At 69.3% G+C, this 25,271-nt stretch carries 19 protein-coding genes, 1 pseudogene and 1 riboswitch; of the genes and pseudogenes, 11 read left to right on the forward strand and 9 right to left on the reverse strand.

What is annotated here, in order from left to right:
* Positions 1-5 precede the first annotated feature (5 nt).
* From CAP_RS32220 to CAP_RS32230, 3 genes are all read right to left on the reverse strand, one after another.
* Complete coding sequence (locus CAP_RS32220; protein WP_081865493.1) at positions 6-2,642, reverse strand: TonB-dependent receptor plug domain-containing protein; 2,637 nt, start codon at positions 2,640-2,642, stop codon at positions 6-8.
* 62 nt (positions 2,643-2,704) lie between these two features.
* Positions 2,705-4,333 (reverse strand): serine/threonine protein kinase, encoded by a 1,629-nt coding sequence (locus CAP_RS32225; RefSeq protein WP_231511808.1) that lies wholly within the window; start codon positions 4,331-4,333, stop codon positions 2,705-2,707.
* Between the two features lie 601 nt (positions 4,334-4,934).
* Positions 4,935-6,173 (reverse strand): hypothetical protein, encoded by a 1,239-nt coding sequence (locus CAP_RS32230; protein ID WP_156041331.1) that lies wholly within the window; start codon positions 6,171-6,173, stop codon positions 4,935-4,937.
* Positions 6,174-6,316: 143 nt separating this feature from the next.
* A riboswitch (cobalamin riboswitch) is annotated at positions 6,317-6,459 on the reverse strand.
* 414 nt (positions 6,460-6,873) lie between these two features.
* On the opposite strand from CAP_RS32230, the gene CAP_RS32235 reads away from it, so the two are divergent.
* From CAP_RS32235 to CAP_RS32245, 3 genes are all read left to right on the forward strand, one after another.
* Positions 6,874-8,559 (forward strand): FHA domain-containing serine/threonine-protein kinase, encoded by a 1,686-nt coding sequence (locus CAP_RS32235; RefSeq protein WP_081865494.1) that lies wholly within the window; start codon positions 6,874-6,876, stop codon positions 8,557-8,559.
* A gap of 12 nt (positions 8,560-8,571) precedes the next feature.
* A complete protein-coding gene (locus CAP_RS32240; protein WP_044247901.1) occupies positions 8,572-9,198 on the forward strand; it encodes a hypothetical protein in 627 nt (208 codons plus the stop codon).
* Positions 9,199-9,320: 122 nt separating this feature from the next.
* The gene (locus CAP_RS32245; RefSeq protein ID WP_044247903.1) at positions 9,321-11,120 is read left to right on the forward strand and encodes a BamA/TamA family outer membrane protein; all 1,800 of its coding nucleotides are present in this window, start codon (positions 9,321-9,323) and stop codon (positions 11,118-11,120) included.
* On the opposite strand, the gene CAP_RS32250 is transcribed toward CAP_RS32245, so the two are convergent.
* Entirely contained in the window at positions 11,068-11,997 is a 930-nt protein-coding gene (locus tag CAP_RS32250) for an FG-GAP repeat domain-containing protein (protein WP_052376423.1), read from the reverse strand. The two genes, CAP_RS32245 and CAP_RS32250, sit on opposite strands and share 53 nt — an antisense overlap.
* Before the next feature lie 121 nt (positions 11,998-12,118).
* On the opposite strand from CAP_RS32250, the gene CAP_RS32255 reads away from it, so the two are divergent.
* The 5 genes and pseudogenes from CAP_RS32255 to CAP_RS55885 form a co-directional block, all read left to right on the forward strand.
* On the forward strand, positions 12,119-13,327 hold the full coding sequence (locus CAP_RS32255; protein ID WP_044247905.1) for an NAD(P)-dependent oxidoreductase: 1,209 nt from the start codon (positions 12,119-12,121) through the stop codon (positions 13,325-13,327).
* A 297-nt stretch (positions 13,328-13,624) separates the two neighbouring features.
* The gene (gene rimP / locus CAP_RS32260; RefSeq protein WP_044247906.1) at positions 13,625-14,227 is read left to right on the forward strand and encodes a ribosome maturation factor RimP; all 603 of its coding nucleotides are present in this window, start codon (positions 13,625-13,627) and stop codon (positions 14,225-14,227) included.
* A 30-nt stretch (positions 14,228-14,257) separates the two neighbouring features.
* Complete coding sequence (gene nusA / locus CAP_RS32265) at positions 14,258-15,904, forward strand: transcription termination factor NusA (protein WP_044247907.1); 1,647 nt, start codon at positions 14,258-14,260, stop codon at positions 15,902-15,904.
* Between the two features lie 16 nt (positions 15,905-15,920).
* Positions 15,921-17,021 (forward strand): YlxR family protein, encoded by a 1,101-nt coding sequence (locus CAP_RS55880; protein WP_081865495.1) that lies wholly within the window; start codon positions 15,921-15,923, stop codon positions 17,019-17,021.
* Positions 17,018-17,161, forward strand: a pseudogene (locus tag CAP_RS55885) (translation initiation factor IF-2 N-terminal domain-containing protein); the annotation flags it as partial. The gene CAP_RS55880 and the pseudogene CAP_RS55885, both read left to right, overlap by 4 nt.
* Before the next feature lie 446 nt (positions 17,162-17,607).
* Here the strand turns inward: CAP_RS55885 and CAP_RS54275 are convergent.
* Entirely contained in the window at positions 17,608-18,048 is a 441-nt protein-coding gene (locus tag CAP_RS54275) for a hypothetical protein (protein WP_231511809.1), read from the reverse strand.
* Here CAP_RS54275 and infB point away from each other — a divergent pair.
* The 3 genes from infB (at position 18,047) to rbfA (ending at position 21,194) form a co-directional block, all read left to right on the forward strand.
* Positions 18,047-20,212 carry a translation initiation factor IF-2 gene (gene infB / locus CAP_RS54280; RefSeq protein WP_503129131.1) on the forward strand — a complete coding sequence of 722 codons (2,166 nt, stop codon included), beginning with the start codon at positions 18,047-18,049 and terminating at the stop codon, positions 20,210-20,212. The genes CAP_RS54275 and infB overlap by 2 nt on opposite strands.
* Before the next feature lie 191 nt (positions 20,213-20,403).
* Complete coding sequence (locus CAP_RS32285) at positions 20,404-20,799, forward strand: DUF503 domain-containing protein (RefSeq protein WP_044247910.1); 396 nt, start codon at positions 20,404-20,406, stop codon at positions 20,797-20,799.
* A complete protein-coding gene (rbfA, locus tag CAP_RS32290) occupies positions 20,796-21,194 on the forward strand; it encodes a 30S ribosome-binding factor RbfA (RefSeq protein ID WP_044247911.1) in 399 nt (132 codons plus the stop codon). Before CAP_RS32285 ends, rbfA begins: the two co-directional genes overlap by 4 nt.
* 2 nt (positions 21,195-21,196) lie before the next feature.
* Here the strand turns inward: rbfA and aat are convergent, their stop codons facing one another.
* Genes aat through CAP_RS45995 form a run of 4 tightly spaced genes read right to left on the reverse strand, consistent with a single transcriptional unit; the run spans position 21,197 to position 25,263 of the window.
* Positions 21,197-21,934 (reverse strand): leucyl/phenylalanyl-tRNA--protein transferase, encoded by a 738-nt coding sequence (gene aat / locus CAP_RS32295; protein WP_044247912.1) that lies wholly within the window; start codon positions 21,932-21,934, stop codon positions 21,197-21,199.
* Positions 21,935-21,980: 46 nt separating this feature from the next.
* Entirely contained in the window at positions 21,981-23,003 is a 1,023-nt protein-coding gene (locus CAP_RS32300) for a glycosyltransferase (protein WP_044247913.1), read from the reverse strand.
* A gap of 56 nt (positions 23,004-23,059) precedes the next feature.
* The gene (gene egtB / locus CAP_RS32305; protein ID WP_081865497.1) at positions 23,060-24,412 is read right to left on the reverse strand and encodes an ergothioneine biosynthesis protein EgtB; all 1,353 of its coding nucleotides are present in this window, start codon (positions 24,410-24,412) and stop codon (positions 23,060-23,062) included.
* Positions 24,413-24,432: 20 nt separating this feature from the next.
* The gene (locus CAP_RS45995; RefSeq protein WP_156041334.1) at positions 24,433-25,263 is read right to left on the reverse strand and encodes a hypothetical protein; all 831 of its coding nucleotides are present in this window, start codon (positions 25,261-25,263) and stop codon (positions 24,433-24,435) included.
* Positions 25,264-25,271 lie beyond the last annotated feature (8 nt).

The raw sequence follows: 25,271 nt of genomic DNA on the forward strand, positions 1-25,271 counted from the left end.
TGCGCCTAGAGGGTGTACGTGAAGAAGCCCATGAAGCGCCGGCCGATGCGGTTGCCGAAGGGGTGCATCTGGGGCGATTCGGGGGCGGTGATCCCGGCGAAGGCGTTGAAGACGGTGGCCGAGACCTCGGCGTGGTCGCCGAGGAAGCGGTAGCCGAGGCGGGCGTTCACCAGGGTGTAGCCGGGCAGCTCGAAGCGCTGGGGGAAGATCCCCGTCGCGGTGGTGACCTGCTCCACCCACTGCTGGCTGGACTGGTAGTGGAACATGATCTCGCCATCGAGGCCGATCTTGGTGCGGGCCTGGACGCCGGCGTTGATCTTGTGGCGGCTGGTGCGGCGGTCCTCGGGGACGAGGCAGCCCTCGGCGACGCTCTGGTTGGAGAGGTTGAGGGCGTAGTTGGCGAAGAGGTCGATGCCCTCGATGGGGAAGACGCGGCCGCCGACCTCGCCGCCGACCACGTTGTAGGTGTCACACTGGTTCTCCCAGCCGCCGAAGCCGACGGTGTACCGGCCCGTCTCGGGGTCGATGCCGCCGAGTCCATCGGCGCGGTTCGAGAGGGTGAGCAGGCGGCGGTCGGCGAGGGCGATGAGGTCGGTGACGCGGTTGTAGTAGGCGGTGACCTCGACGTTGACGTACTCGCTCTGCTGATTGAGGTAGCTCGCCTCGGCCGCGATGATCTGCTCGGGGTTGAGCTGGAAGCCGGGGCGATCGCGGGCGTCGCTCTCCGAGAGCAGCTCGGCGCCGGGCTGCGCGAGCTGGATGGGGAGCTGGAGGTAGGCTTCGAGGAAGGTGGGCGAGCGGAAGGCGGTGGAGCCGGAGATGCGGATGGCCTGCTGGCTGGTGGGCTTGATGAGGAAGGCGCCGCGGGGCGAGGGGATGACGCGCTTGAGGAAGGGGACGTAGTCGAGGCGCCCCGAGGCGACGAAGGTGAAGTGGGGGCCGAACTTCATCGCGTCCTGGAGGAAGAGCGCGCCGTGGTGCTCGGTGGGGGGATCGTCGACGAGGTAGCTCCAGAGGATGCGCTTGAGGCGGTAGCTGGCGCCGAGGTGGAAGTCGTGCTCCACGGCCTCGGGGAGGCGGAAGGTGCGCACGAACTCGGCCTCGCTGTGGAACAGGTGCTGGAGGGCGTTGGTCGGGTAGAGGGTGCGCCCGGAGTAGGCCGCGTTCGACTCCGCGTCCTCGTTCATGTTGGTGTAGTAGGTGCGGACGTTCAGGAACTCGCTGGTGAACATGGCGGTGACGTCCATGTTCGTGCCCTGCAGGATGTAGTCGTTGAACGGGCCGACGCCGTAGATGTTGAGTTCGTTGCGCGCGTAGCCGCCGCCGATGTGGAGCATGCGCCCCTTGCCGAGGCGCTGCGTGGTGCGGAGGTCGATGCGCACGTTCTGGGCGCCGAGGTTCTGGTCCTGCTCGGTGAGGTCGAGGTCGATGCGCTCGTCGGAGACCTCGCGCGTCCAGCGGGGATAGCGGGTGTAGCCGGCGGAGAGGCGGTAGGCGAAGTCTCCCTCGCGGCCCGAGGTCCACACCGATCCGTAGCCCTGGACCTGATCGCCGATGCCGACGCGGGCGCCGTCCCGGCCCTCGCCGGGGGCGATGGTGATGATGTTGACGATGCCCATGAAGGCGTCGGCGCCGTAGAGGGCGGAGCCCGGGCCGCGCACGACCTCGATGCGCTCGATCTGGTCGACGTCGATGGAGAACATCTCCCAGAACGTCGAGCCGAGGATGTCGTTCTTGGCGGTGCGCCCGTTGACGAGGACGAGCACCTTGTTCGAGAGGCGGCTGTTGAAGCCGCGCATGGAGACGCTGCTGTCGCCGCCCGTGATCTGCATGACGTCCATGCCAGCGACGCGGCGGAGCAGCTCGGGGATGCGGGTGATGCCCGAGAGGCGGATGTCCTGACGGGTGATGATGGTCGTGGAGCTGGGCGCGTCGAGGGGGCTCTGGGCGCCGCGCGAGGCCGTGACCACGGTCTCGCGGTAGATGTCGTCGGTGCGTGCTTCGCCGACGATCTGCTGGGTGTCCGGGCCGGTGGGCGCGGGCGTCGGCGTGGGGACCTGAGGGGACGGCCTGGGAGGCTCGGCAGGACGCGGCGGCTGTTCGCCCGTGGGGGGTTGCTCGCCGGTGGGAGGCTGGGTGCCGGTGGGAGGCTGCTCGCCAGGGCCCGGCGGGGTGGGCGTCGGCGGCTGCGAGGGCGCAGGCGGCGGTGGCTTGGCGGGCTCCGCGGCGGCGCGCTGCGCGGCGAGCTTCTCTTCGAGCTGACGGATGATCTGCGCGGACTTGTCGCGGTCCTCGGGCTCGCTGGCGAGGTACTGGCGGTAGCTCGCGATGGCCTGTTCGAGGTTGCCGGCCTCGGCGTGGGCGCGGGCGATGTTGAAGACGACGTTCGGGTGGGGGAGGATCTCGTTCGCGAGTTCGAGCTCCTTGATGCCCTCGTCGAAGCGCTTCTTGGCGATGAGCTCCATGCCCGTCTTGAAGTGCCGGCGGGCCTCGGTGCGGGCGTCGGCGAAGGCGCTCGACGACACGAGGGAGGTGGCGAGCAAGGCGATGGCCGCGGCGAACCTCGTGCGGTGCAGGAGGCGGCGCGTCGGCAGAGGCGCGGGGGGGCTCGGGCTCGGCGTTCGAGAGACGGGATACGCCATCGATCCCGTTGTCTCTCAGGTCGCCCGCCCGAGGCAAGCTTCGCGATGCAGGGTGGCCGGCCTCAATTGCCGAAGGGGTTGTCCTTGTAGCCTTCGGGCTTCGGGCCGCCGAGGCGGCCAGCGGGGGCCGGATCGAGCTTGATTTTCACCCGATCCTCGGCGCCCATCACGCTCACCTTGGTGGGCTTGAAGCCTTTCTTCTCGAAGGTGAGCTCGTGCTTGACGGTCGGCGCGGCCTCGTCGCCGTGCCAGGTGATGCGGCAGGGCGTGGTGGCGCAGAGCTCCTTGGGGCCTTCGAGGACCATCGCGCCGGTCGGGTTGCTCTCGACGTCGATGGTGAGCGACGCCGGTCGGGCCTGGGGATCGGCGGTGGCCGTCGGCACCTGGGGCGCGGCGGTGGGCGTCGGGGCAGGAGCAGCGGTGACGGGCGCCTGGGGAGGCGTCACGGCCTGTCCGCTGCTGCCCTCGGAGGTCTTCGAGCCGGTGGAGACCATCACCCCCACGCCGATGACGAGGGCACAGACGCCGGCCGCCACCCACGGCAGGATGCGGCGCGTGTTGCCGGCGGGCATCCCTCCGGGGGGGCTGCTCGGAGGTCGCGGCCTCGGGCCCAGCGAGTCGGTGATGGGCGGCGGCACGAACACCGACGCGCCAGGCGGCGGCTGAGAGCCGACGTCGGGGGAGAGCAGGCCGGAGTAGGTGATGGGGCTCGTCGGCGGGACTGACTGGGGCCCGGAGTAGGCGCCGGAGTAGTTGACCGAGGCGGAGGAGAGCTCGCCGCTGGCGGAGAGCGAGGGGCGCGAGGTCCGGGTGTAAGGGCCGGTCATCGCCGGCAGGACCTCGTTGGTGTCGGAGAGCCCCGCGCCGCCGGTGCGCTTGAGGGCGGCGAGGACATCGTTCATCGAGGCGTAGCGGGCCCGCGAGTCCTTCTCCAGACACCTGTAGATGAGCGCCTCCATGGCAGGCGAGATCTGCAGGTCCGGGTACGCCTCGTACATGCGCGGCACCACGTCGTGCACGTGGGCCATGAGGGTGCTGACGCTGGCGCCCCGATCGAAGGGGACCTTGCCGGTCATCATCTCGTACATGATCACGCCGAGCGCGTAGATGTCGGTGCGTGCGGAGATCTCGCCGCCGGTGACCTGCTCGGGGGCCATGTACTTCGGGGAGCCCATGAAGAGGCCCTGCTGGGTGAGGTCCTGGCCGCTCTCGACGTCCTTGACGAGGCCGAAGTCGAGGACCTTCACGTGGTCCTGCTCGTCCTCGTGGCTCACCAGGAGCACGTTGCCTGGCTTCAGATCGCGGTGGACCACGCCGATCGAGTGCGCCTCGCGGAGTGAGCGGCAGATCTGGCGGGCGATGTACGAGGTGCGTTGCTCGCTGAAGGGGCCCTCTTCGCGGAGCACGCGGTGCATCGTCTTGCCCTCGATGTACTCCATCGCGATGTAATAGATGTCGTCGCTCTGCCCGTAGTCGAAGACGGTGACCGTGTTCGGGTGGGAGAGCTTCGAGGCGGTCTCGGCCTCGAGGACGAAGCGGCGATGGAACTCCGGATCGCGATCCCCGTCGTACTTGGGGCTGAGGACTTTGAGGGCACAGATGCGACCGAGCGGCGCTTGCTCCGCGCGGTAGACCTTGCCCATCCCACCCCGCGCGATGACGCTGATGATCTTGAAGCGATCATTGATCACGCGACCGATGAGCGGATCCGACAGAGCAGCTCTTGCGCTGCCAGTTCCCTCTCGGTGGCGGTCATCGGACATGTGATCTGCGCGCTCCCCGCGCTGGTTAAGAAGGAGACTTGGAGGGGCCAAATCCCGCCTCCCGTCGCAGTCTGACCGAGGCGGCTCGGGCATGTCAATCTGTCGGCATCTCCTTTCCGGGCGCAAATGTCCAGCGATGCGCGTCGATGGCAGGTAAATCTGGTGTTCTTTCCGGAATGAAGCCTTCCGGTCAGGGGCTTCCAAGGAAACCGGTGGTGGGACCCTGTGGACGTCCCGGCTCCTCCGCTCGGAGGTTTGAGCGAAGTCACGGGGGTAGCGATCGCAGATGCTTGCTCCAGGGTACGCAGAGCCGCTGCATCTCCGGAGGGGGGTAGCGACCATCGGGAGCGTAGGGACCGCAGGTCCCTGATTCGCTGTACGCAGTACCGACCATCGGGAGCGTAGTCTCGAATGGAGGCTGCGCCTCCACAGGGCCCGAGGAAAAGGCTTCTGATTCAGAGACCTTGGAGTCCTTTTCAGAGCAGGGACCGCAGGTCCCTGCTCCAGGGTACGCAGGACGACGCAGTACCTAGCGGCGGGCGAGGATGACGAAGGTGGTGCGGCCGGCCTGAAGGGAAGCGCCGACCCAGATCTGGTTGGCGTCGTCCGTGGTGAGGGAGACGGCGGTGTCAGCGCTGGTGAGCTTCAGGACCTGGACGGGCTCGCCGTCGGGCTTCACGGTGCCATCCACGACGTAATGCACCCCGATCGGGTCGAGCGCCTCGTAGGTGGCACCGTCGTAGGGCTGGAAGAGGAGGAGACCCGGAGTGTCTCCCTCGGGGGCGATGGCGGCGAGGCTGCTGCCGAAGCCTGGCAGCGTGAACAGCGTCTCGCCGACGGTTGGCTCGGCGCCGGGGGCGATTTCCGCCGCAGAGAAGCCGCGCGCCTCCTGATCGGTGAACCCTGCAAGGATGACGATGGCGTTGCCGTCCCGGTCCACGGCGATGGGGCCGGAGAGGTCGCCCCACGCAGACACCTCGGTGGGGGCTGCGCAGGTGGCGTCACCTTCGGGAAGGAGGCGGGGATCCTGACCCACGGCGCCGCAGGTGTCTGCCGCGTAGAGGGCGTTGTTGCCAGCGGCAGCCGCGCCGACCGGGGAGAGGGCCGTGTAGAGCAGGCGCCCATCGGCGTCGTTGCCCAGGGCGGCGCCGGCATAGAACCCGTTTACGGCGTAGCGCAGGGAGACCGTGTCGTCCGAGACGAGGAGAAGCTCGCCCTCGGTGCTGGGGAAGGCGCCCGTCCAGGAGAGTGCGGTCCAGTCGAAGAAGGGGAGATCGAGGGCCTGGCCCCCGAGGAAAGAGCCGTCCGGGACCCCGGTTGCGATCTGGGTCACCGTCGTGGAGAGCGCGCCGGTGGCTTCGGCAGGGGGAGTGAGGCGCACGAGTTCCGCCGGGTCGCCATCCTCGGTCTGCACCAGGAGCGGCCCTCCGTGGCGTCCCCAGGTGGGGGCACCCGCGTCGACCTCGGCTGTGTACACGCCGACGGCGCACAGGGTCGGATCCACGATGGAGAACAGCTCTGCATAGGTGGAGGGATCGAGGCAGGGACTGCTCTCGTCCCCGCCGGAGCCTCCGGAGCCTCCGGAGCCGCCGGAGCCTCCGGAGCCTCCCTGGCTGCTGGTCGAGGCGCCGGCGCCACCCGTCCCGTCATCCTCGTCGCCGTCGCATCCCGGCGCAGAGGCCGCGAAGAGGGCGGCCGTCGCGCACAAGCCGAGCCACGTCAGGGAGAGGGCGCGCTTGCCCCTCGCCACGATCGGAAACCTGGTCATCGTCATCGTCCTTACCCGGCGCCCCACCGCGCCGCTCCGCAGGGTTGATTCCGCGGTCCGGAGGGGCAGAGAGGGCGAGGGCAAGGCGAGACCTGGCGCGCGCCGCTCGCTCCACCCCGGAGCCGCGGACGGCCTCGCGCAGCAGGTTTCCTGGCTCCCGGATCGTCCTCCGGCGGACCTTCCCAGACCCGGCGCTTCGATGGAGGCGCCGGAGATCCAGTGGATGCTCCGCCTTCGTCCCCGGTCACAGTGGCGGGGGCCGCGCCGGATTGTCACCGGCTTCCCTGTTGGCTGGCGTGGGCGCTGCCGCGCAAGCTGTGGCGCCTGGAGGGGGGGACCCGCCCGGCGCCCGAGGCCGACGCTGCTGCGCCCGCGCCCACTGCGCGAGATCGGCAGACCGGTAAGTCTGCACGAGCGACCTAGTTCAGGTCGTGGCTGAGCGTCAAGCACCCCGGTCGTGCGGGGGCTCGTCCGAGGCGGTCTCCATGAAGGGGACCTCCTCAGGCAGGTCGCGGGAGGCTGCGTCTCGGTCCTGGATGCCTCCACACCTCCGGGAGAACGCTGCCGGACGCGGCATTCGCGACAGCCGGGTCTCTTCTCTTCAACGACTCGTTGCGCTTGTCGTCCAGATAGACGACGCTGTGCGCGTGACTGGTGTTGGCACGCACCGGCGCTGTGGCTCTACCGCTTAACTGAGGCCGTGACCAAGTCGTCTCCCCCTCCCATCACTGCCGGAACGGTCATCAATGATCGTTACGAGATCCGCCAGAGCCTTGGGAAAGGCGGCATGGGCGAGGTCTTCCTGGCATTTGATCGCTCCACCCAGCAGACGGTGGCGCTCAAGGTTGTGCGCGAGGAATCGCGTATGCCTGGAGACGACGAGGCGTTGCGTCAGGAGTTGCTCCTTGCGCGCTCGGTCGGTCACCCCAACGTCTGCCGCGTCCATGACCTGGCGCCGAGCCTCTGGGGGCCGATCCTGGTCATGGAGCAGATCCCTGGCCAGACGCTGCACACCCACATCCGCAAGCGCAAGGCGGCGGGTGGCTACTCGGCCGACGAGTTCCGCAAGATCGCGAGCGAGGTGTGCAACGGCCTCGCCGCCATCCACGCCCAGGGGCTGGTCCACGGCGACCTGAAGCCGGGCAACGTGATGGTCTCCGAGGGGCGGACGGTGATCCTGGACTTCGGCTTCGCCCAGGAGCGCGCGCGTGCTTCGGCGCGGAAGCCTGGCGCGCCACCCGACGGCGGGACGCCGAACTACATGTCCCCCGAGCGGCTGCGCAGCGGTGGCGCGAGCCCCGAGGACGACGTGTACGCGATGGCCCTGACGCTCTGGGAGATGTGGACCTGCCGCGTCCCCGAGCCCGGCTACAAGCCGCGGGTCAAGCCGATGAAGCAGCAGATCATGTTCGACGTGCCGGCGGGCCTGTCGCATGACGAGATCCGGCAGATCTTCCGCGGCCTCAACGAAGATCCGGCGATGCGCCCCCAGGCGCGTCACATGCGTTTCTTCAACCCGTCGCAGCTCACCACGAGCCCCATCCAGCTCCCGCGGGAGCGCCTCGATCCAGGGCCTCCGCCCGGCGGCGCGCTGCGCACGAACTTCACGCCGGGGGCCCAGTCGCTGCTCATCAGCTACGCGAGCAACGCGCCGGACATCGTGGGGACGCTGCTCCCGCTGGACAAGCCGGTGATCACCATCGGCCGGCGCAGCGATCAGGACATCGTGCTCTCCGAGGCCACGGTCTCGGGGGCGCACGCGACGCTCCGGTGGCAGACGGGCACGTGGCTGGTCGAGGACCACGGGAGCACCAACGGGACGTACGCCGACTTCAATTACGAGCGGAAGACGCAGGTGTCGCTCCTGCACGGGGGCGAGGTGCAGCTTGGCGAGTGTCGGCTCAAGCTGGTCACCTTCGGGTCCGACTCGCCGCACCACAAGAAGGCGAAGCAGTACCTGGCCAAGCGGGACGGGCTCACGGGGCTGCTCGTGCGCGAGTACCTGATGAAGGCCATCGACGAGGATGGGCTCTTCGCGGAGTGGACCGAGGTGCCGATGCAGATCGCGCGCTTCGAGCTGCGGGGACCGAACCGTCAGGTGAGCGAGAGGCCGACCATCCTGGAGATGCTCGCGCTCCGGAAGGCCGCGCAGCGGGTCATCGATCTGACGGAGATGCTGCTGCTCAGCCTGACCCCGGCGGTCGCTGGCCGCACCGGGCCGCTCAAGTTCGCGGTGTCCGTGGTCGGGCCGAGCCTCGACGAGGCGCGGCACGTGGTGGAGCAGGTCGTCGCGCAGGTGCAGGGGATCCTGCCGGAGACCCTGGAACTCGCGGCCACGCTGGTGAAGTTCGAGCCAGGGCGGCCTGCCCGGACCCTGGTGGACTGAAGCAGAAGTGCGATGAACAGGCCGCTCTTTCCTTCCAGTCCGCCATCGCAGCAGTCACCCTACCGTTACCTCGGCCGTGGCGGAGGGGACCGGCCGGTCCGTCTGCAGATCATCATCGCGCTCGTCGCGGGGCTGATCCTGGTGGCCGTGCCCCTGTACCTGTGGCGGCGGCCGAGGCCCGAATCGATCCCGTCGGCCGACGCAGCGACCTCCGCCTCGGGCAGCGTCTCGGCGTTGCCGCTGACGCTGCCCCAGCCGGCGCCGCCTGCGGTGACGCTGTCGCCGTTCACCAACATCCGCTGCGAGAACCCAGGTCCTGGCAAGACGCCGCCGGAGCGCTGCGATCACGTGACCTTCTTCGAGGACGCGCTCGCGCGTGCCATCCGCGAGAACGTGAGCTGCGCGCCGACGGGCAAGGCTCCGGTCACCGTGAGCTTCGTGCTGGAGACGGACTTCCGGCGCAAGCGTCTCAACCTCTACTCGGGCAAGTCGAGCACCCTGAAGCGGGCCAAAGCCAAGGAGCTGATCAAGTGCATCGACCGCGCGATGCCGAAGCCCGACTGGGGGACGATCCCGCACCAGTACGTGAAGTACAAGGTCAACGTCATCGCCACGTATCCGCCCGACGCGAGCCTCTAGGCCTTCGGGGATCGCTCGCGGTCGCGCTGCTCGCGGTCGCGCTGCTCCTGGAAGCGCCGGCTGTGCGGGCCGAGGATGGGCCCACGCCGGGTCGTCCGCTGGTGGTACCGCAGCGTCGGCCCGTGGCGCGGCCTCGCGCGCCTGGCACAGGTCCCCTCTCGCCCGAGCCGGAGGCAGCGAGCGCGGGTTCCCTCACGGGGGCACCCACGGCAGCGAAGGATGCGCCGCTGCGGCTCAGGTACTCGGATTACGAGGTCGAGACCATCCAGCGTGCGCTCGCGCGCCTCGACGCGCAGCTCGCCGCGGATCCCGAAGGCAAGAGCATCGAGTCCATCGAGATCCTGCCCCTCGAAGTCTTCGAGGATCGCGATCCTGCGCCAGGGTTTCTCAACTGGTTCCACGCGACCTCGAAGCCCTACGTGCTCCGACGCGAGATGCTCCTCCGCACGGGGGAGCCTTACCGGCAGGTGCTCGCCGACGAGACGGCGAGGAACCTCCGGGGCCTCGATCCGCTCTCGCTCGTGCTCGTGTTTCCGGTCGAGGGGAGCCGACCCGGCCGGGTGCGCATGGTGGTGGTCACGAAGGACGTGTGGAGCCTGCGTCTGAACTCGAACTACCGCTTCGCTGCCGGGCGCCTGGAGTACCTGCTCCTGCAACCCAGCGAGCGAAACCTGTTCGGCACGCACCAGTCCATCTCCGCGCAGATGGTGATGGACCCGGCCACCGTCGCGCTCGGGGGCGGCTACTCCATGCCCTACGTGGGCGGGAGCCGCATCGTCCTCGGCGCGGACGTCAACGTGATCCTCAACCGGGACAGCGGCGTCCTGGAGGGCTCGTACGGGAGCTTCTCGTACGGCCAGCCCCTGTACGCGACCATCGCCGAGTGGTCGTGGGGAGCCGTGATGCAGTGGCGCGAGGAGATCACCCGCCGCTTCGTCGCCGGGCAGGTGGCGCAGTACGACGCCGCAGCCACGCCCGAGGAGGACGGGATCCCGTTCAGCTACAGGAGTTCGGTGCTCGGGGGCAGCTACACCCTCACCAGGAGCTTCGGGCGACTCCTCAAGAACAACTTCTCGGTGGGCGTCGAGGCGAGCCGCCGGGTGTACCGCCCCCAGGATCTCTCGGCGTTCGACCCCGTGGCAGCGGCGGAGTTTCTCCGCGAGGCGATGCCGACCAGCGACACCCGCGTCGGCCCCGCCTTCGAGTTCCACACGTACTCCGCCCGGTTCAAGCGCGTGCTCGATCTGAACACGCTGGCCCTGCAGGAGGACTTCCGCATCGGCCACGAGCTGTCCGTGAAGCTCTACCCGGTGTTCGAGGGCCTCGGCGCGTCACGCAACTTCGTGGGCGTCTCGGCGTCGGGGAGCTACACCGTGCCGCTCGGGGACGGGCTCGCGCGGGTCGTGGCCGAGAGCGTCACGGAGATCGAGCCCGAGCGCCTCGCCGATGCGTCGTTCCAGGTCGCCGCCCGGATCCACACGCCGCGCTTCGGGTTCGGGCGGCTGGTCTTCGACACGGTGCTCCTCCACCGCTACCGCAACTACATGAACCGGCTCACCCAGCTCGGCGGAGAATCGCGGCTCCGCGGGTACGCGACGGGAGAATTCATCGGACCGGACGTGTTCGCGGCGAACCTCGAGTTCCGCAGCATGCCCTTGGAGATCTGGTCCGTGCAGCTCGCGGGTGCTGCCTTCGTCGATGTGGGCGATGCGTTCGACGGCTTCGACGATCTGCGGCTCAAGCAGTCGGCGGGGTTCGGGGTGCGGATCCTGTTTCCGCAGCTCGATCGCACGGTCATCCGGGCCGACTGGGGCTTCCCGCTGGCGCGGGGTTACATGGAGAGGGACACCTTCCCGGGGGACATCATCATCACTTTCGGTCAGGCGTTCCCGTTGCCTTCTCCGTCGGTGTCTTCTCTTTAGCCGTGGCGACTGGCCCCAGGCTGGCGATGCGCGCTCGGTGGGCCGCAAAGGAGGCCTGGAGATCGGGCGGGATGCGTTCCTTGTCGAGCGCCGCGAGCACCTCGGCCCGCGGCCGACCCGCGAGCATGGTGTACCACGCGCGCTCCAGGGCGCTCCGGAGCCGCAGGCTGGCGTCCTCGCTCGTCGACGCGGTCGACGCAGGCGGCAGCGGCGGAGGCGCCCCGGCGGAGGGAGCGGCGGCGATCCCGGCGTGGCGTGCGGCGTGGCGTGCGGAGAGGGCCCGCGCTGCCTCGCTCCGGAAGGTGTAGCGGCCGCGCTCGAAGGTGGCGACTTCGAGCAGATCTGGCGCGAGGAGATCGCCCTCCACGGGGAGAGGCCTCCCGGCCAGATCGAGCTGACCATCGTCGTCGGCATCGATGGCCAGCGTGGGCAGGGTGGACAGCTCGACGGGATACCGCGTCGCGCTGAACGGATGAAGAGCCCATACCTCCAGCGTGCCCGTCTCGCTGCGCAGCACCACGTCCGGGAGGCTGTCCCCATTGAGGTCGGTGAGGGAGGCCGTGGCGAGGGAGGACTCCTCGTCGGTGTGGGTGGCGGCCTCGCCGAGGAGAGGATGCGCGAGAAGCTCGGTGGCCTGGCTGCGGTCGAGGTCTCCCAGGGAGAGGGGACCCAGGGTCAGCACGACCCCCCGCGAACTCACGGCGCGGACGGCCGTGGTGCGCCGCCCGAGCCGGTCTCCTCCCTCGTAACCCCGAGCGACCACCTCGCCCCCTCCCCGTGGGAGGCGGCCGCGCATCTCCAGGACGGCGGTGAGTCCGAGGGCCGCGGTCTCCTGCTCGATGACCCGGAGCTGACGCGCCAGGTCAGGACGCTGCACCAGTACCGAGGGAGGCGGGGCGTCGCCCCCACCCCAGGGGGATACGCGGTGGTTTCCTGCACAGGAGAGGGAGAGAAGGCACGTCGCCCACGCGATCTTTTCTGTTACCTTCGCCCCTGGCATGCGCCTGCTCGTCGCCGACAAGATGAATCTCTCCGCCCTCGAGGAGCTGCGAATCCTCGGGATCGAAGTCATTTACCGCCCGGAGCTTACCAGGGACACCCTGGCTGCCGCGCTGGATGGCATCAGCATCCTGGTGGTTCGCTCCACCGAGGTCACCGGGGCGGCCCTGAGCACGGCCAAGCACCTCAACCTGATCGTCCGCGCAGGCGCTGGCGTGAACACCATCGATGTCGCCGCGGCGAGCGCGCGTGGCATCTACGTGGCCAACTGCCCGGGCAAGAACGCCATCGCGGTCGCCGAGCTGGCGATGGGCTTGATCCTGGCGCTCGATCGCAAGGTGGTCGATGCCACGACCGATCTCCGCGCGGGACGCTGGGAGAAGTCGAAGTACTCGAGCGGAGGCGGGCTCTTCGGCCGTCGGCTCGGCATCGCCGGACTCGGTGCGGTCGGCCGTGAGCTCCTCGACCGGGCGCGTGCCTTCGGGCTCACGCCACATGCCTGGTCCCGCTCCCTCACGCCCACCCGTGCTGCGAAGATGGATGTGGGGTTCTCGAAGACGCTGGAAGAGCTCGCGGCGAAGTCGGACATCCTTTCGATTCACCTGCCCCTCACCGCGCACACGCGCGGGGTGGTGAGCCGGCGGGTCCTCGAAGCTCTCCCGGACGGCGCGATCCTCGTGAACACCTCCCGCTTTGAGGTGCTCGATTACGTGGCGCTCGCGGAGCTCGTCCCCAGGAAGAACCTGCGGGTGGGCCTCGACGTGCTGCCCGGCGAACCCGACGAGGGCAAGGGAACGATCGACCCCTCCCTCTTCGAGCAGGGGCTGGTCTACGGCACGCCTCACATCGGCGCTTCGACGGAGCAGGCCCAGCTCGCCATCGCCCTGGAGACCGCGCGGATCGTGCGCTCCTTCCTGACCGAGGAGGACGTCCCGAATGTCGTCAACATCGCCGCCGCGTCACCCGCGCGCTTCGCGGTGGTGATCCGCATGATGGACAAGGTGGGCGTGCTGGCGAACTGTCTCGCCGTGCTCAAGCGGCACAACATCAACGTCGAGGAGGTCTCGAACACCGTCTTCGAAGGGGCGCTCGCCACCTGCACCAAGCTCCGGGTCTCGGGCCGACCGAGCGACGCATGCGTGAAGGAAATCCAGGCATTCGATGAGGTCCTTCACGTGGACGTCATCGGCTTGCCCAACCTCGCATGAGCTTGTCGGGAGGCGATCGCGCCTGGTAGCCCCGTCGTCGTACGACCAGCCTGGCTGAAAAAGGCCGATCGTGCGGGGACATGTGCTTCGTGGTGGGGGGTAGGTCCCTCTTGCGCGCATGCGCGTATGGGACTAGGGTGCCCATCACAACTAGGCGGATCCGCGGGCCGGGTTCCCAGTTTGGGAATCGGCTCTTTTTTTTTGGCGCGTGGTCCCCAGGGCGAGATCCCGGGGTAGGCGCCGAAACTGAGTGGGTCTGCCCGAGGGCGATCGTCTATTTCTTTCATGCAGCAGTTGATGGACGCAGCAACGAAGACCTCGGTAGATCTCGCGCGAATTCGCGAGGTGATCGTGCCCGTGCTCGTTGCCTACGGGGTCGAGCTGGCCGACGCGGAATGGGTGACGGAGCGGTCCGGATGGACGCTCCGGGTGACCATCGAGCGTCTCGGAGCGGCAGATCTCTCGGGTGGCGTGACCCTGGAAGACTGCGCCGAGGTCTCGCGGGACGTGTCCGCTGCCCTCGATGTCGCCGACCTGATCTCGGCCGCCTACAACCTCGAGGTGAGCTCGCCCGGACTCGATCGGCGCCTCAAGTCTCCCGCCGAGTTCCGGCGCTTCCTCGGCCGCACTGCCAAGGTGAAGCTGTCGCGACCTGCACCCGACGGCCAGCGGCTGTTGCGGGGAGAGATCCTCGAAGCTCCAGAGGGACACGTCGCCATGATGGTCGACGGCAAGCGCATCGAGGCGTCCCTGGCAGACGTGGTGGAGGCGCGGCTCGTCTTCGAGCTCACGCCCCAACCGAAGGCAGGAAAGAAGGGGAAGCGGCGCTCCTCCGGTCAGCATGAAGAGGCTGCGCCGGATGCACGACCTGCAGCTCCAGGCCCCCAGAAGAGAACGTAGAGAACGCAAGGACCAGGAGACACGAACGTCATGGCAACGATGGCAGCGGCGCCGGCCTCGGACACGAGCCTGGGCGGCATCCTCGAGCAGGTCGCGAAAGAGAAGGGGATCGACAAGAAGATCCTCATCGAGACGATCGAAGCGGCGATCTTGAAGGCAGCGCAGAGCGTCTTCGGGCCGAGCCGTGAGCTCGAGGCACGCTTCAACGACGACAGCGGTCAGGTCGACCTCTTCCAGTACATGACCGTGGTGGAGACCGTGACCGACCCGGAGCGGGAGATCGCGCTTCCCGATGTCGAGCGCCTGAAGCTCGAAGCGTCGATGGGTGAGGAGCTCGGCTTCCAGGTCTTCTGGCGCCCCGAGGACGCGGAGAAGGCCCGCGATCAGGACAAGGAATACGGGGACATCCTCAAGCTCAAGCACGGCCGCACCACCTTCGGCCGCATCGCTGCCCAGACCGCGAAGCAGGTGCTCCTGCAGCGGGTGCGCGACGCCGAGCGCGACCTGATCTTCAACGAGTACAAGGACCGCAAGGGCGAGCTCATTCGCGGGATCGTTCGTCGCTTCGAGAAGGGCAACAACATCATCGTGGACCTCGGTCGCACCGAGGGCATCCTGCCCTTCCGCGAGCAGACTCCGCGCGAGACCTACCGCCCCGGTGACCGCATCGTCGCCTACGTGAAGGAGATCGACCGCGAGGCCCGGGGCCCGCAGATCATCCTGTCGCGCTCCGATCCCCGGCTGGTCGAGAAGCTCTTCGAGGCCGAGGTTCCCGAGATCTACGAGGGCATCGTCCGCATCGTCTCCGTGGCCCGCGAGCCCGGGGCGCGCTCGAAGATCGCGGTCACCAGCCGTGACGCGGACGTTGATCCGGTGGGCGCGTGCGTGGGCATGAAGGGCTCGCGTGTGCAGGCCGTCGTGCAGGAGCTGCGCGGAGAGAAGATCGACATCGTTCCCTACGATCGCGATCCGGCCCGCTACGTGATCGCTGCCATCCAGCCGGCAGAGGTGCACAAGGTCATCGTCGACGAGGCCGATGGGCGCATGGAGCTCGTCGTGCCGGACGAGAAGCTCTCCCTCGCCATCGGGCGCAAGGGACAGAACGTGCGGCTCGCCGCCCAGCTCACGAGCTGGAAGCTCGACATCATCAGCGAGTCGAAGTTCAAGCAGATGGAGGAGGAGGCGATCTCCGCGCTCCAGCAGATCGACGGCGTGAGCGAGCAGATCGCCAAGTCCATGTACCGGCTCGGCTTCCGCGCCCTGGAGGAGGTCAGCGAGGCGACCACCGAGGAGCTGGCGGCCATCCCGGGGCTCGGCGGTTCAGACGCTGCGGACCGGATCAAGACCCAGGCGGAGACGACGATGGAGCGGCTCCGGCAGGAGCGCATCCGGCTCGCCTCGCAGCGGGCAGAGCCCCTCACGGATCGCGAGCGCCTGATGTTCATCCGCGGAGTGGGTGACCGTACGGTGACCCTGCTCGAAGAGGCGGGATACCGCTCGGTCGAGGATCTCCTCCGCGAGGACGAGGATCGGCTCGCCATCCGCACGGGTCTGGGCATCAAGAAGGCACGGGCCATCAAGCAGGGCGCGCGTGATTTCGTGGAAAGCGAGCAGAAGGTGCTCGAAGCTGCGCGGGCCGAGGCTCGGCAGCGCGCGGCTGCGGCAAAGCACGCCTAGGAGGGTGATACTGGGAATGCCGGAAACGACGCACACTACGGGTACGGAAGAGAGTGATCTGGCGGGAGAGCGCGAAGCCGACGCTCGCGTGGACCCGTCAGGGGCTCACGGTCGTACGCGTACGTGCGTGGGATGTGGCCAGCGTGTCGCACTCGAACGTTCCGGTGATCCCACGACCCTCGTGCGCCTGATCCTGGGGCCCGATGGCATCGTGGCCGTGGACCCCGGCAACGGTGGTTTCGGTCGCGGCGCTCACGTGCATCCGCACCCTGACTGCCTGGCCAAGGCCGTGCAGCGTGGCCTCTCGCGCGCTGCGCGGGGTCGGGTTCACGCGATACACCTGGACCACGCCACGGACGCGGGCGAGACACGTGGTGAGTCTGCGCCGGAGCGGACTGCACCGGAGCAGGGGGCGCAACCGCAGCCCGTCCCGCTCACGGCTGCTTCGCTGGCCCGCGCCATTCGCCAGGCGATGGATCGACGGATCCGGGGTCTCATCCAGGCAGCCGTACGTTCGCGGGCCGCCGCCATCGGGGCCGATGCAGCCGCCGAGGCGCTCGACCGCGGTGCTCACCTGGCGCTCGTCGCCTGTGACGCCGCCGCGGGGGCCGAGCTTTCCCAGGTGCAGACGGCTGTCGCCGCGGGGCGTGCGGCGGCCTGGGGCACCAAGATGGATCTCGGGAAGCTCGCCGGGGGACGTCGTGAGCAGGGCGTGGCCGTGATGGCCATCTCCTCGAGTCGGCTGGCCTCGGCGCTTCTTGACGCGGTGCATACGGCCGATGCCTGTGCCGCTGCCGAGCGCGGCGCGGTGGTCCCTGGTCGCCCCGGCGGCGGCGGGACACGCCCCCCGCGCAGACCTTCCGGCCGCGAGCAACAGGAAAAACCAGCTACCCAGGCAGAGCCTCCCCGCGTGCCTGGATCACGCCAGCCCGGGGTGGCTCGGCGTGATGACACAAGAAATTCCCTGCAGGGCAAGGCGCCTCGTCGTAAACACGAAGAGGGCACGTCCGGCGATCAGGAAATGGACGCTCGCGAAGGTGCGGAGAGCGATGCGGCGGCGCGTCGAGGCCAACGTGGGTGGGCGAGGCGGACTGGCAACGTGGAGCGAGGTGCATGAGTAAGGTTCGGGTCTACGAGGTAGCGAAGCAGCTCAACATGGATCAGAAGACGCTTGTCGCGCTCTTCCAGTCCATGGGGATTGGCGACGTGCGTAACCACATGAGCGCCGTCGAGGCTGATGTCGTGGAGCGCGTCAAGCGCCACCTCGAGCGGCAGAAGACGCCCGAGGTCGTCGAGGAGCGCATTCGCCCGACTGTGGTGAAGCGCAAAGCACGTCCAGGATCGGAGCAAATCCCGGCGCCAGCACCGTCGCAGCCTGGAGCCGCGCGCGCGGCCGAGCCTGCGGCGCCTGCGCGCCACTCACCTGCGCCGGAGCCGGTCGCAGCCCGTCCCGTCACCCGTCCGACCGAGCCTCTGCCGGCTGCCCGTCCCCAGCCCGCACCCGCTGCCGAACCGGTTGCTGCTCGCTCGGCCACGCCGTCCGACAGGCCTTCGGCACCGCCGGTCGCGTCGGCTCCTGCAGCAGCCCAGGAGCCCTCCAAGACAGCCGCGTTCTCTGCTCCGCCTGCTCCGACCGCACCCGCACCCGTCGCTGCCGAGCCTGCCCCGGCTCCGCAACCGCAAGCCGCTCCGCCCCCGGCCGCTCAGCGCCCGGTGGAGACGCAGCCCACGGCTGCGCCCGCGCCGACGTCCGCGGCTGCACCAGAGCCCGCCCCGGCAGCGTCACCTGCTGCCACCACGCCTGCGGCAGCTCCGCAAGAGAAGGCGGCCTCCCAGGAGAAGGCTGCTCCCCCGGCCGCCGCGCAGCCCGCTGCAGCAGCTTCTGCTGCTTCCTCGGCGCCGGCGCTCACCGAGGTCGCGCCTGCGCCCGCAACGCCAGCACCGGCTGCTGCTGCGACGGCGCCTGCGACGCCCGCTGCACCGCCGCCTGCCGCCACCCCGGCGCTTGCAGCACCGGCGACCGCTGCGGCCGCGCCCGCACCTGCGGCGACTCCCGCGCTTGCACCTGCTGCAGCCGCGAGGCCCGCACCGGCTGCTGCGGCCGCGAGGCCCACGCCCGCGTCTGCGCAGCCGTCGCGTCCCATGTCCGGACCTCAGGCCGGGAGGCCGGGAGCACCGCCCGTATCGGCGCAACCTGCACGGCCCGGCTCGGCGCCTGTGAGGCAGGAAGAGCCGGCGTCCACCACCCAGGCGCCGCGTCGCCCGTCCTCGCCACCGAAGACCGGCATCGAGGTCTGGCAGGGCCGTCCGGGTATCACCGTGACCCAGCCGCGACCGACCACGCCCCAGCCGCGGCGCACGACCTTCGATCCCCGCGCCCCCAGCGCTCAGACCGGCCCCCGAGGGCCGACGACCGGCTTCGGTCCGGGGGGCCGACCGCGTCCCGGCCAGGCTGGCCGACCTGGCTTCGGGCGGCCGCGCCCTGGTCAGGCAGGCCCGCCGCGCAAGCCGGGGCCGGTGGCCACGCAGGAGATGGCCTCGCACAAGAAGGTCATCAAGATCGAGGAGCAGGTCACCCTTCAGCAGCTCGCCGCCAAGATGAGCCTGAAGGCGACCGACGTCCTGATGAAGCTCCTGTCGATGGGCATGACCGGCGTGCACATCAACAGCACGCTCGACGCCGACACCGCCAAGATTCTCGCCAGCGAGTTCGGCTGGACCGTCGAGGACGTGGCCGTGAGCGAGGAGCAGAGCCTCACCGCCGCGACCGAGGTGGTCGGCAAGTCCGACGAGGGGAACGAGCCGAGGCCGGCGATCGTCACCGTCATGGGTCACGTCGACCACGGCAAGACCTCGCTGCTCGACCGGATCCGCAAGGCGAGCGTCGCCGAGGGTGAAGCCGGCGGCATCACCCAGCACATCGGCGCGTACCGCGTGGAGACCCCGCGCGGCACGCTCGCCTTCCTCGACACGCCTGGCCACGAAGCCTTCACCGCGATGCGCGCCCGTGGCGCCTCGGTGACCGACATCGTGATCCTGGTGGTCGCCGCAGACGATGGCGTGATGCCGCAGACGCGCGAGGCCATCTCGCATGCTCAGGCCGCGAAGGTGCCGATCGTGGTGGCGGTGAACAAGATCGACAAGCCGGGCGCCGACGCGGAAAAGATCATGCGTGATCTCTCCTCCCTCGGCCTGCAGCCGGAGGAGTGGGGTGGTGACACCCAGTTCGTCCACGTCTCGGCGAAGATGGGTCAGGGCATCGATCGGCTCCTTGAGTCCGTGCAGCTCGTCGCCGAGATCCAGGAGCTCCGCGCCAACCCCAAGAAGCGCGCGAGCGGCACCGTCATCGAGGCGTTGCTCGACCGTGGCCGCGGCCCGGTGGCGCGCATCATGGTGCAGGACGGCACGCTCCGTACCGGTGACGTACTCCTCGCCGGCAGCGCCTGGGGCAAGGTCCGCGCCCTGACCGACGAGATGGGTCGATCCGTCGCCGAGGCGGGTCCCTCCACTCCGGTCGAGGTCCTCGGCCTGAACGAGGTCCCGAGCGCAGGCGATCCCGTCCACTCGGTGAAGGACGGCAAGACCGCCGAAGAGATCGCCGAGACCAGGCGCAAGAAGGCGAAGACGCTCATCCCGCAGGACTCGCGCGTCTCGCTCGAGGCGCTCACGAAGAACCTGCAGGAGGCCGACCAGCTCGAGCTGAAGCTGATCATCAAGGGCGACGTCCAGGGCTCCGTCGAGGCCGTCGTCCACGCGGTGAGCAAGCTCTCGAACGAGAAGGTGAAGGTGACGATCGTCAGCGCAGGCGTCGGCGCCATCACCGAGGGCGACGTCAACCTCGCTGTCGCGTCGAAGGCGATCATCGTCGGCTTCAACGTGCGCTCGGCGGGCAAGGCGAGCCAGCTCGCGGAGAGCGAGGGCATCGAGATCCGCCTCTACAACATCATCTACAACGCGGTCGACGACATCAAGAGCGCCATGGAAGGCCTGCTCCCCGCGACCAAGGTGGAGAAGCAGCTCGGTCGCGCCGAGGTGCGTCAGGTCTTCAAGATCACCAAGGTCGGCATCGTCGCCGGCTGTATGGTCATCCAGGGCACGATGAAGCGCACCGCGGAAGCGCGCCTGGTCCGTGACGGCGCCGTCATCTGGAGCGGCCGCCTCTCGGGTCTCCGTCGCTTCAAGGAAGACGCGAAGGAAGTCGAGCAGGGCTTCGAGTGCGGCATCTCGCTCGACGGCTACCACGACGTCAAGGAGCGCGACATCGTCGAGTGCTTCGACATCGAGGAGATCAAGACCAAGCTCTTCTAGTCAGTCTTGCGATCCTGCGTACCGGCGGAGGGGCCTTCGGGCCCCTGCGCTCCTCGGGTGCGCCACCCCTGGTTCTCCGCACGCGCGGCCCTGCAGAGACGCTGGACGAGCTGGGGAGATGAGGCACGAGGATCTCCTCGCGCCCGACGACTCACCGCTCCTGCCACCGCCGCGCTCACGAACGAACCCGCATGTTTGTAGGCATCCTTCGGCTTCGTCTGGAGATCGTCGGTTCCCGTTCCCTCAAGGACAAACGCCGCGTGGTGAAGTCCATGAAGGAGCGGGCGCAAGCGCGCTTCAGGGTATCGGTCGCCGAGGTCGGACAGCTCGACGACCCCCGCCGTGCCACCCTCGGCGTGGCGGTCGTCTCCAATGAGTCGGCGCAGTGCGATCGCGTGCTCGCCGATGTCGCCGCCATGGCGGGGACGTTGCCGGACGCCGTGCTGGCCGATCGCGCGACCGAGATCGTGTCCTTCGGTGAAGGCGGCTCCGGCGTTCAAGGTGGCATCGAGCAGGCACTGGGGCCGAGCTGGAGCGCAGCCGGCGACGAGGATGACGATGATGATGACGACGAGGAGGTCTCTTGAAAGGCGGCGGTAAACGTACCGGTAGGGTTGGTGAGGCACTTCGTTCCGAGCTCGCCTCGGAGATCCGCGCCCTCAATGATCCTCGCGTGGTCGGGGTGATCGTCAGCCGGGTGGAGATCGATCCTGATCTCTCGCACGCCAAGATCTACGTCCGCCACGATCTCGGCGCCTCCGACCCCGCGGCCCGTCGGGAGATCCTGCGCGGCCTCGGCGCTGCGTCCGGCAGGCTACGTCGCACGATCGCCGGCAACCTCTCCCTGCGCTCCATGCCGGAACTGCACTTCTTCTACGACGAGGCACTCGATGAGCAGCGGCGCATCGAGGAGATCCTCAACGAGATCAAGAACGAGGAAGGGCAGAAAGCACCGGGCGGCTCCGGCACGCCCACCTCGTAGCGTCACCCCGCGCCCACCTCGTCGCGACGCAGCAGGTCCACCGCCTCTGCCGGTGACAGTTCGAAGCGCCAGGGCCCCATCCGGGTCGGCCTCTCCAGGCACGCCCGCAGCGTGCGCAGGAAGCGACGCCGCGGCCACTCCACTGCCCCGAACCGCTCCAGGTGGGTGGTGTACGCCTGACAGTCGACCAGATCGAAGCCCCAGTGGACCAGGTTGCCGAGCAGCGTCGCGAACGCGACCTTCGACGCATCGGGCGCCCGCGCGAACATCGATTCTCCGAAGAACAGCCCCCCCAGCGACACCCCGTACAGCCCGCCGACCAGCCGATCCTCCTGCCAGCACTCGATGCTGTGCGCGTAACCCAGCGCGTGCAGGCGCACGTACCCCGCCATCAGCTCCTCGGTGATCCACGTCCCGTCCTGCCCCGGCCGCGGCACCTCGCTGCACCCCCGCATCACCTCCGCGAACGCCGTGTCTGTGCGCACCTCGTAGGGCCCCCGGCGCGCCCGCTTGCGCAGCGACCGCGGCAAGTGCGCTTCGGTCGGCACCAGCACGAACCGCGGATCCGGGCAGAACCAGAGCAGCGGCAGCCCCTCGTGCGGCCAGGGGAAGATCCCGCTGTTGTAGGCGGCGAGCAGACGCTCCGGAGATGCGTCTCCACCCACGGCCACGATCCCTTCCGGGGTGGCGCGCTCTGGCGAAGGGAAAGCGATCGCGGGAGTCAGCACCGGAATGCGCATGGGCCGCTCAGGGATCCTCGCACCTTCATTCCCTCACCGCCAAGCCCTACGACGCGCACACGTAGTCCTCCCCTTCCGTGAACCCCGCGCTCCCGAGGTGCTCCCGGATCAGCGCCCGTGCTCCCCGCGCGCCCACCGCCACCACCAGCGCGTACACCCCTCGCTCCAGCCGACCCGGCTCCACGATCGGTGCCCCCTGCACGGACCGCCCGATCTTGCGCGGATCGATGTCCACGAACAGGCAGGGGAACACCCCGTTCTCTCGCAGCGCCGCCGCGAGCCGCCGTCCAGTACGGCCAGCGCCCCACACCGCGACCCGACGACCCTCCTTGCGCAACCGGGCGGCGAGGTAGTGCCCCTTGGCCTCCAGGAAACGCGCGATGGCGTAGCGAGGATCGCTGAACGTCGCGCGCCCCGTCTGGTGCCGCCACCGCAGCCCCACCTCCGGGATCTTCGCCATCCGCACCCCTGCCGCCGCCATGCGCAGCCACAGATCGTAGTCCTCCGCCCACCGCGTCTCCTGGAAGCCTCCCACCGACGCGAGCACCTCCCGCCGCATCATCACCGACGGGTGGCACAGCGGCGACTCCACGAACATCTCCCGCGCGTGATCCTCCGGCGTCACGATCCCGTTCAGCCAGTCCACGTACCGGCGCATCCCTTCGCCGACCTCGCGCGCCTCTCCCTCGGCTCCCGTCGCGAACGCCTCCACCCGCGCCCCGACCACCCCGAGCCCCGCGTCCTCGCGCAGCGCCTCCGCCTGCCGTCTCAACCGCTCGTTCACCGACACATCGTCCGCATCCATCCGCGCCAGCAGCTCCCCGCGCGCCACCGACGCTGCCTGCGACAGCGCCCGCGCGATCCCCACCCCCCCGCTCGCCACGGGCACCACCCGCGCATCCCGCGCTGCGGCGCCTGCCACCACCTCGGGCCCATCGTCCGTGGACCCGTCGTCCACGGCCACCACCTCCAGCGGCACCCCCCGCTCCGACAGCACGCTCCCGAGCGCCTCCTCCACCGTCCTCCCCGCGTTCCGGTAGGGCAGCAGCACCGACACCAGCGGATGCATCGACCTCGGACTCCTCTCCGCCGCGACCGCCGCGACCGCCGCGACCGCCGCGCGGCTCAGCGCGCCAACCGCAACCCGCTGGCCTGCCAGCGCGCGGAAGGAGGGAAGAAGTTCCGGTACGTCGCACGCGCGTGGGACGCCGGCGTGAAGCAAGACCCTCCGCGCAGCACCATCTGCCCGCTCATGAACTTCCCGTTGTACTCACCCAGCGTACCCGCCCACGCCTCGTACCCCGGATACGGCAGGTACGCGCTCGCGGTCCACTCCCACACGTCCCCGAACATCGCCCGCGGCGCGCCCTCGTCCCCTGCCGTCGTTACCGGCGCCGGGCGCAGCCTCCCGCTCTCCGCGAAGTTCCCCTCCACCGCGAGCCCCTCGGCCCCCACCTCCCACTCCGCTTCCGTCGGCAACCGCGCCCCTGCCCACCGCGCGAACGCATCGGCCTCGTAGAAGCTCACGTGGCTCACCGGCGCCCGAGGGTCCACCGCGCGCATCCCGTGCAGCGTGAACACCTGCCAGTCCCCCTCCTCCCGTTCCCAGTAGAGCGGCGCCTCCCACCCCTGCACCTGCACCGCCTCCCATCCCTCTGACAGCCAGAGATCCGCCCGCCGGTAACCGCCATCCTCCATGAACGCGAGGTAATCCCCGCAGGTCACCGGCCGATCCGCGAGCGCATGGGCGGCCACGAACACCCGGTGCCGCGGCGACTCGTTGTCGAACGCGAACCCTTCCCCGGCGTGCCCGATCCAGCGCACCCCCTCCTCCTTCTCGATGAAGCGCGCTGCGTCTGCTGCGCCTGTTGTGCCTGCTGCGCCCCACACCACCCCGGTCTCGACCCCACCTGCGTGCTCCCCGCCATCTTCCCGCAGCGCTGGCCGCAGCGGGTTCTGCGCGAGCAGGTGCTTCACGTCCGTGAGCAAGAGCTCCTGGTGCTGCTGCTCGTGCTGCAGCCCCACCTCGATCGTCGCCTTGAGGTTCGCGTGCGCCCCTCCGGCCACCTCCATCAAGAGCGCCCGCATCCTCGCGTCCACGTGCTGCCGGTAGGCGTACACCTCCGCGACGGTGGGTCGCGTCAGCATCCCTCGCTGCGGCCGGCTGTGCCGCTTCCCCACGCCCACATAGTACGAGTTGAAGAGGAACCCGAACCGCGGATGGAATGGCGCGAAGGACACCCCCACCGCCCGCGCCGCCGGCTCCAGCACGAAGGTCTCGAAGAACCAGCTCGTGTGCGCCAGGTGCCACTTCGCCGGGCTCGCGTCCGGCATCGACTGCACCACGTAGTCCTCGGCCGAAAGCGGCGCGCACAGCGCCTCGGTGAACGCGCGGACCGCATCGTAGCGCGCCCCCAGCGACACCCCCCGCTCAGCTTCCCTCTTGCCCGCCTGCGCCACGGGCCCGCCCGACACCATCATCCCCCCTTGGATGCTGCTCACTTCTTTTTGAAGCGGTTCAAGTGCGTGATGTACCAGCGCCCCTGCCACGAGATGACCGTATGGACATCGATCGTGTGCGTCTTGCCCTCGATCTCGTACCGCAGCTTGCCCCTGAAGGACCGGTAGTACCCGATCTTGTTCGCCTCATCCCCGGGCGGCACCCACTTCGGCGTCGACCCGAGCTGGAACCCCACGAAGGTCGCGCCTTCCCAGCTCTTCCGCTTGCGGTGCTGCTGCCGGATGTCGTTCAGGTACGTCGCGTGCAGGTTGTCCCAGTACTTCCCGGGTCCCTTCACGTCCTTCAGCGGGATGAACGGCTCCTTCGGGAACCAGAATGCCTCCCCGAGCGCCCCCTCGTTCTTCACGATGGCGTCGAACAGCCCTCGCGCGCGCTCCGTCAGCTCGGCGCTCTCGCGCGGCGGCAGGATCTTGTTGTCGGCGGCATAGGGCGGCGCACCCTCGCCAGCGGCCCCGGCCTCCACGGCAGCATCGCCAGCGTCCGCGGACCCCGCATCGCCAGCGTCCGCGGTCCCTGCATCTCCCGCGCCCGCATCTCCGCCCTCGCTCCCCGCGCCAGGGGCGGCCCCTGTGGATGCGGCGGCCGTCGCTCCCGACGTCGGCGTCGCTCCCGACGCGGTCACCGCGGCGCTGCCGGAGGCCACGACCGCTGGCACTGCCGACCCTGTCGACCCCGCGGCGCCAGGCGACGCAGCCCCGCCCCGTTCATCCGCCTCTCCGGAAGGGCCCGCGCACGCCGTCACGAGCAGCGCGAACGCCACCCGCGCGGCGAGGCCACCCGGCAGGGCGCGACCACGCCCTGCAGCCATGTCGGGGG

Origin of the sequence: Chondromyces apiculatus DSM 436 (assembly GCF_000601485.1) — a bacterium.
Classification (GTDB): Bacteria; Myxococcota_A; Polyangia; order Polyangiales; family Polyangiaceae; genus Chondromyces; species Chondromyces apiculatus.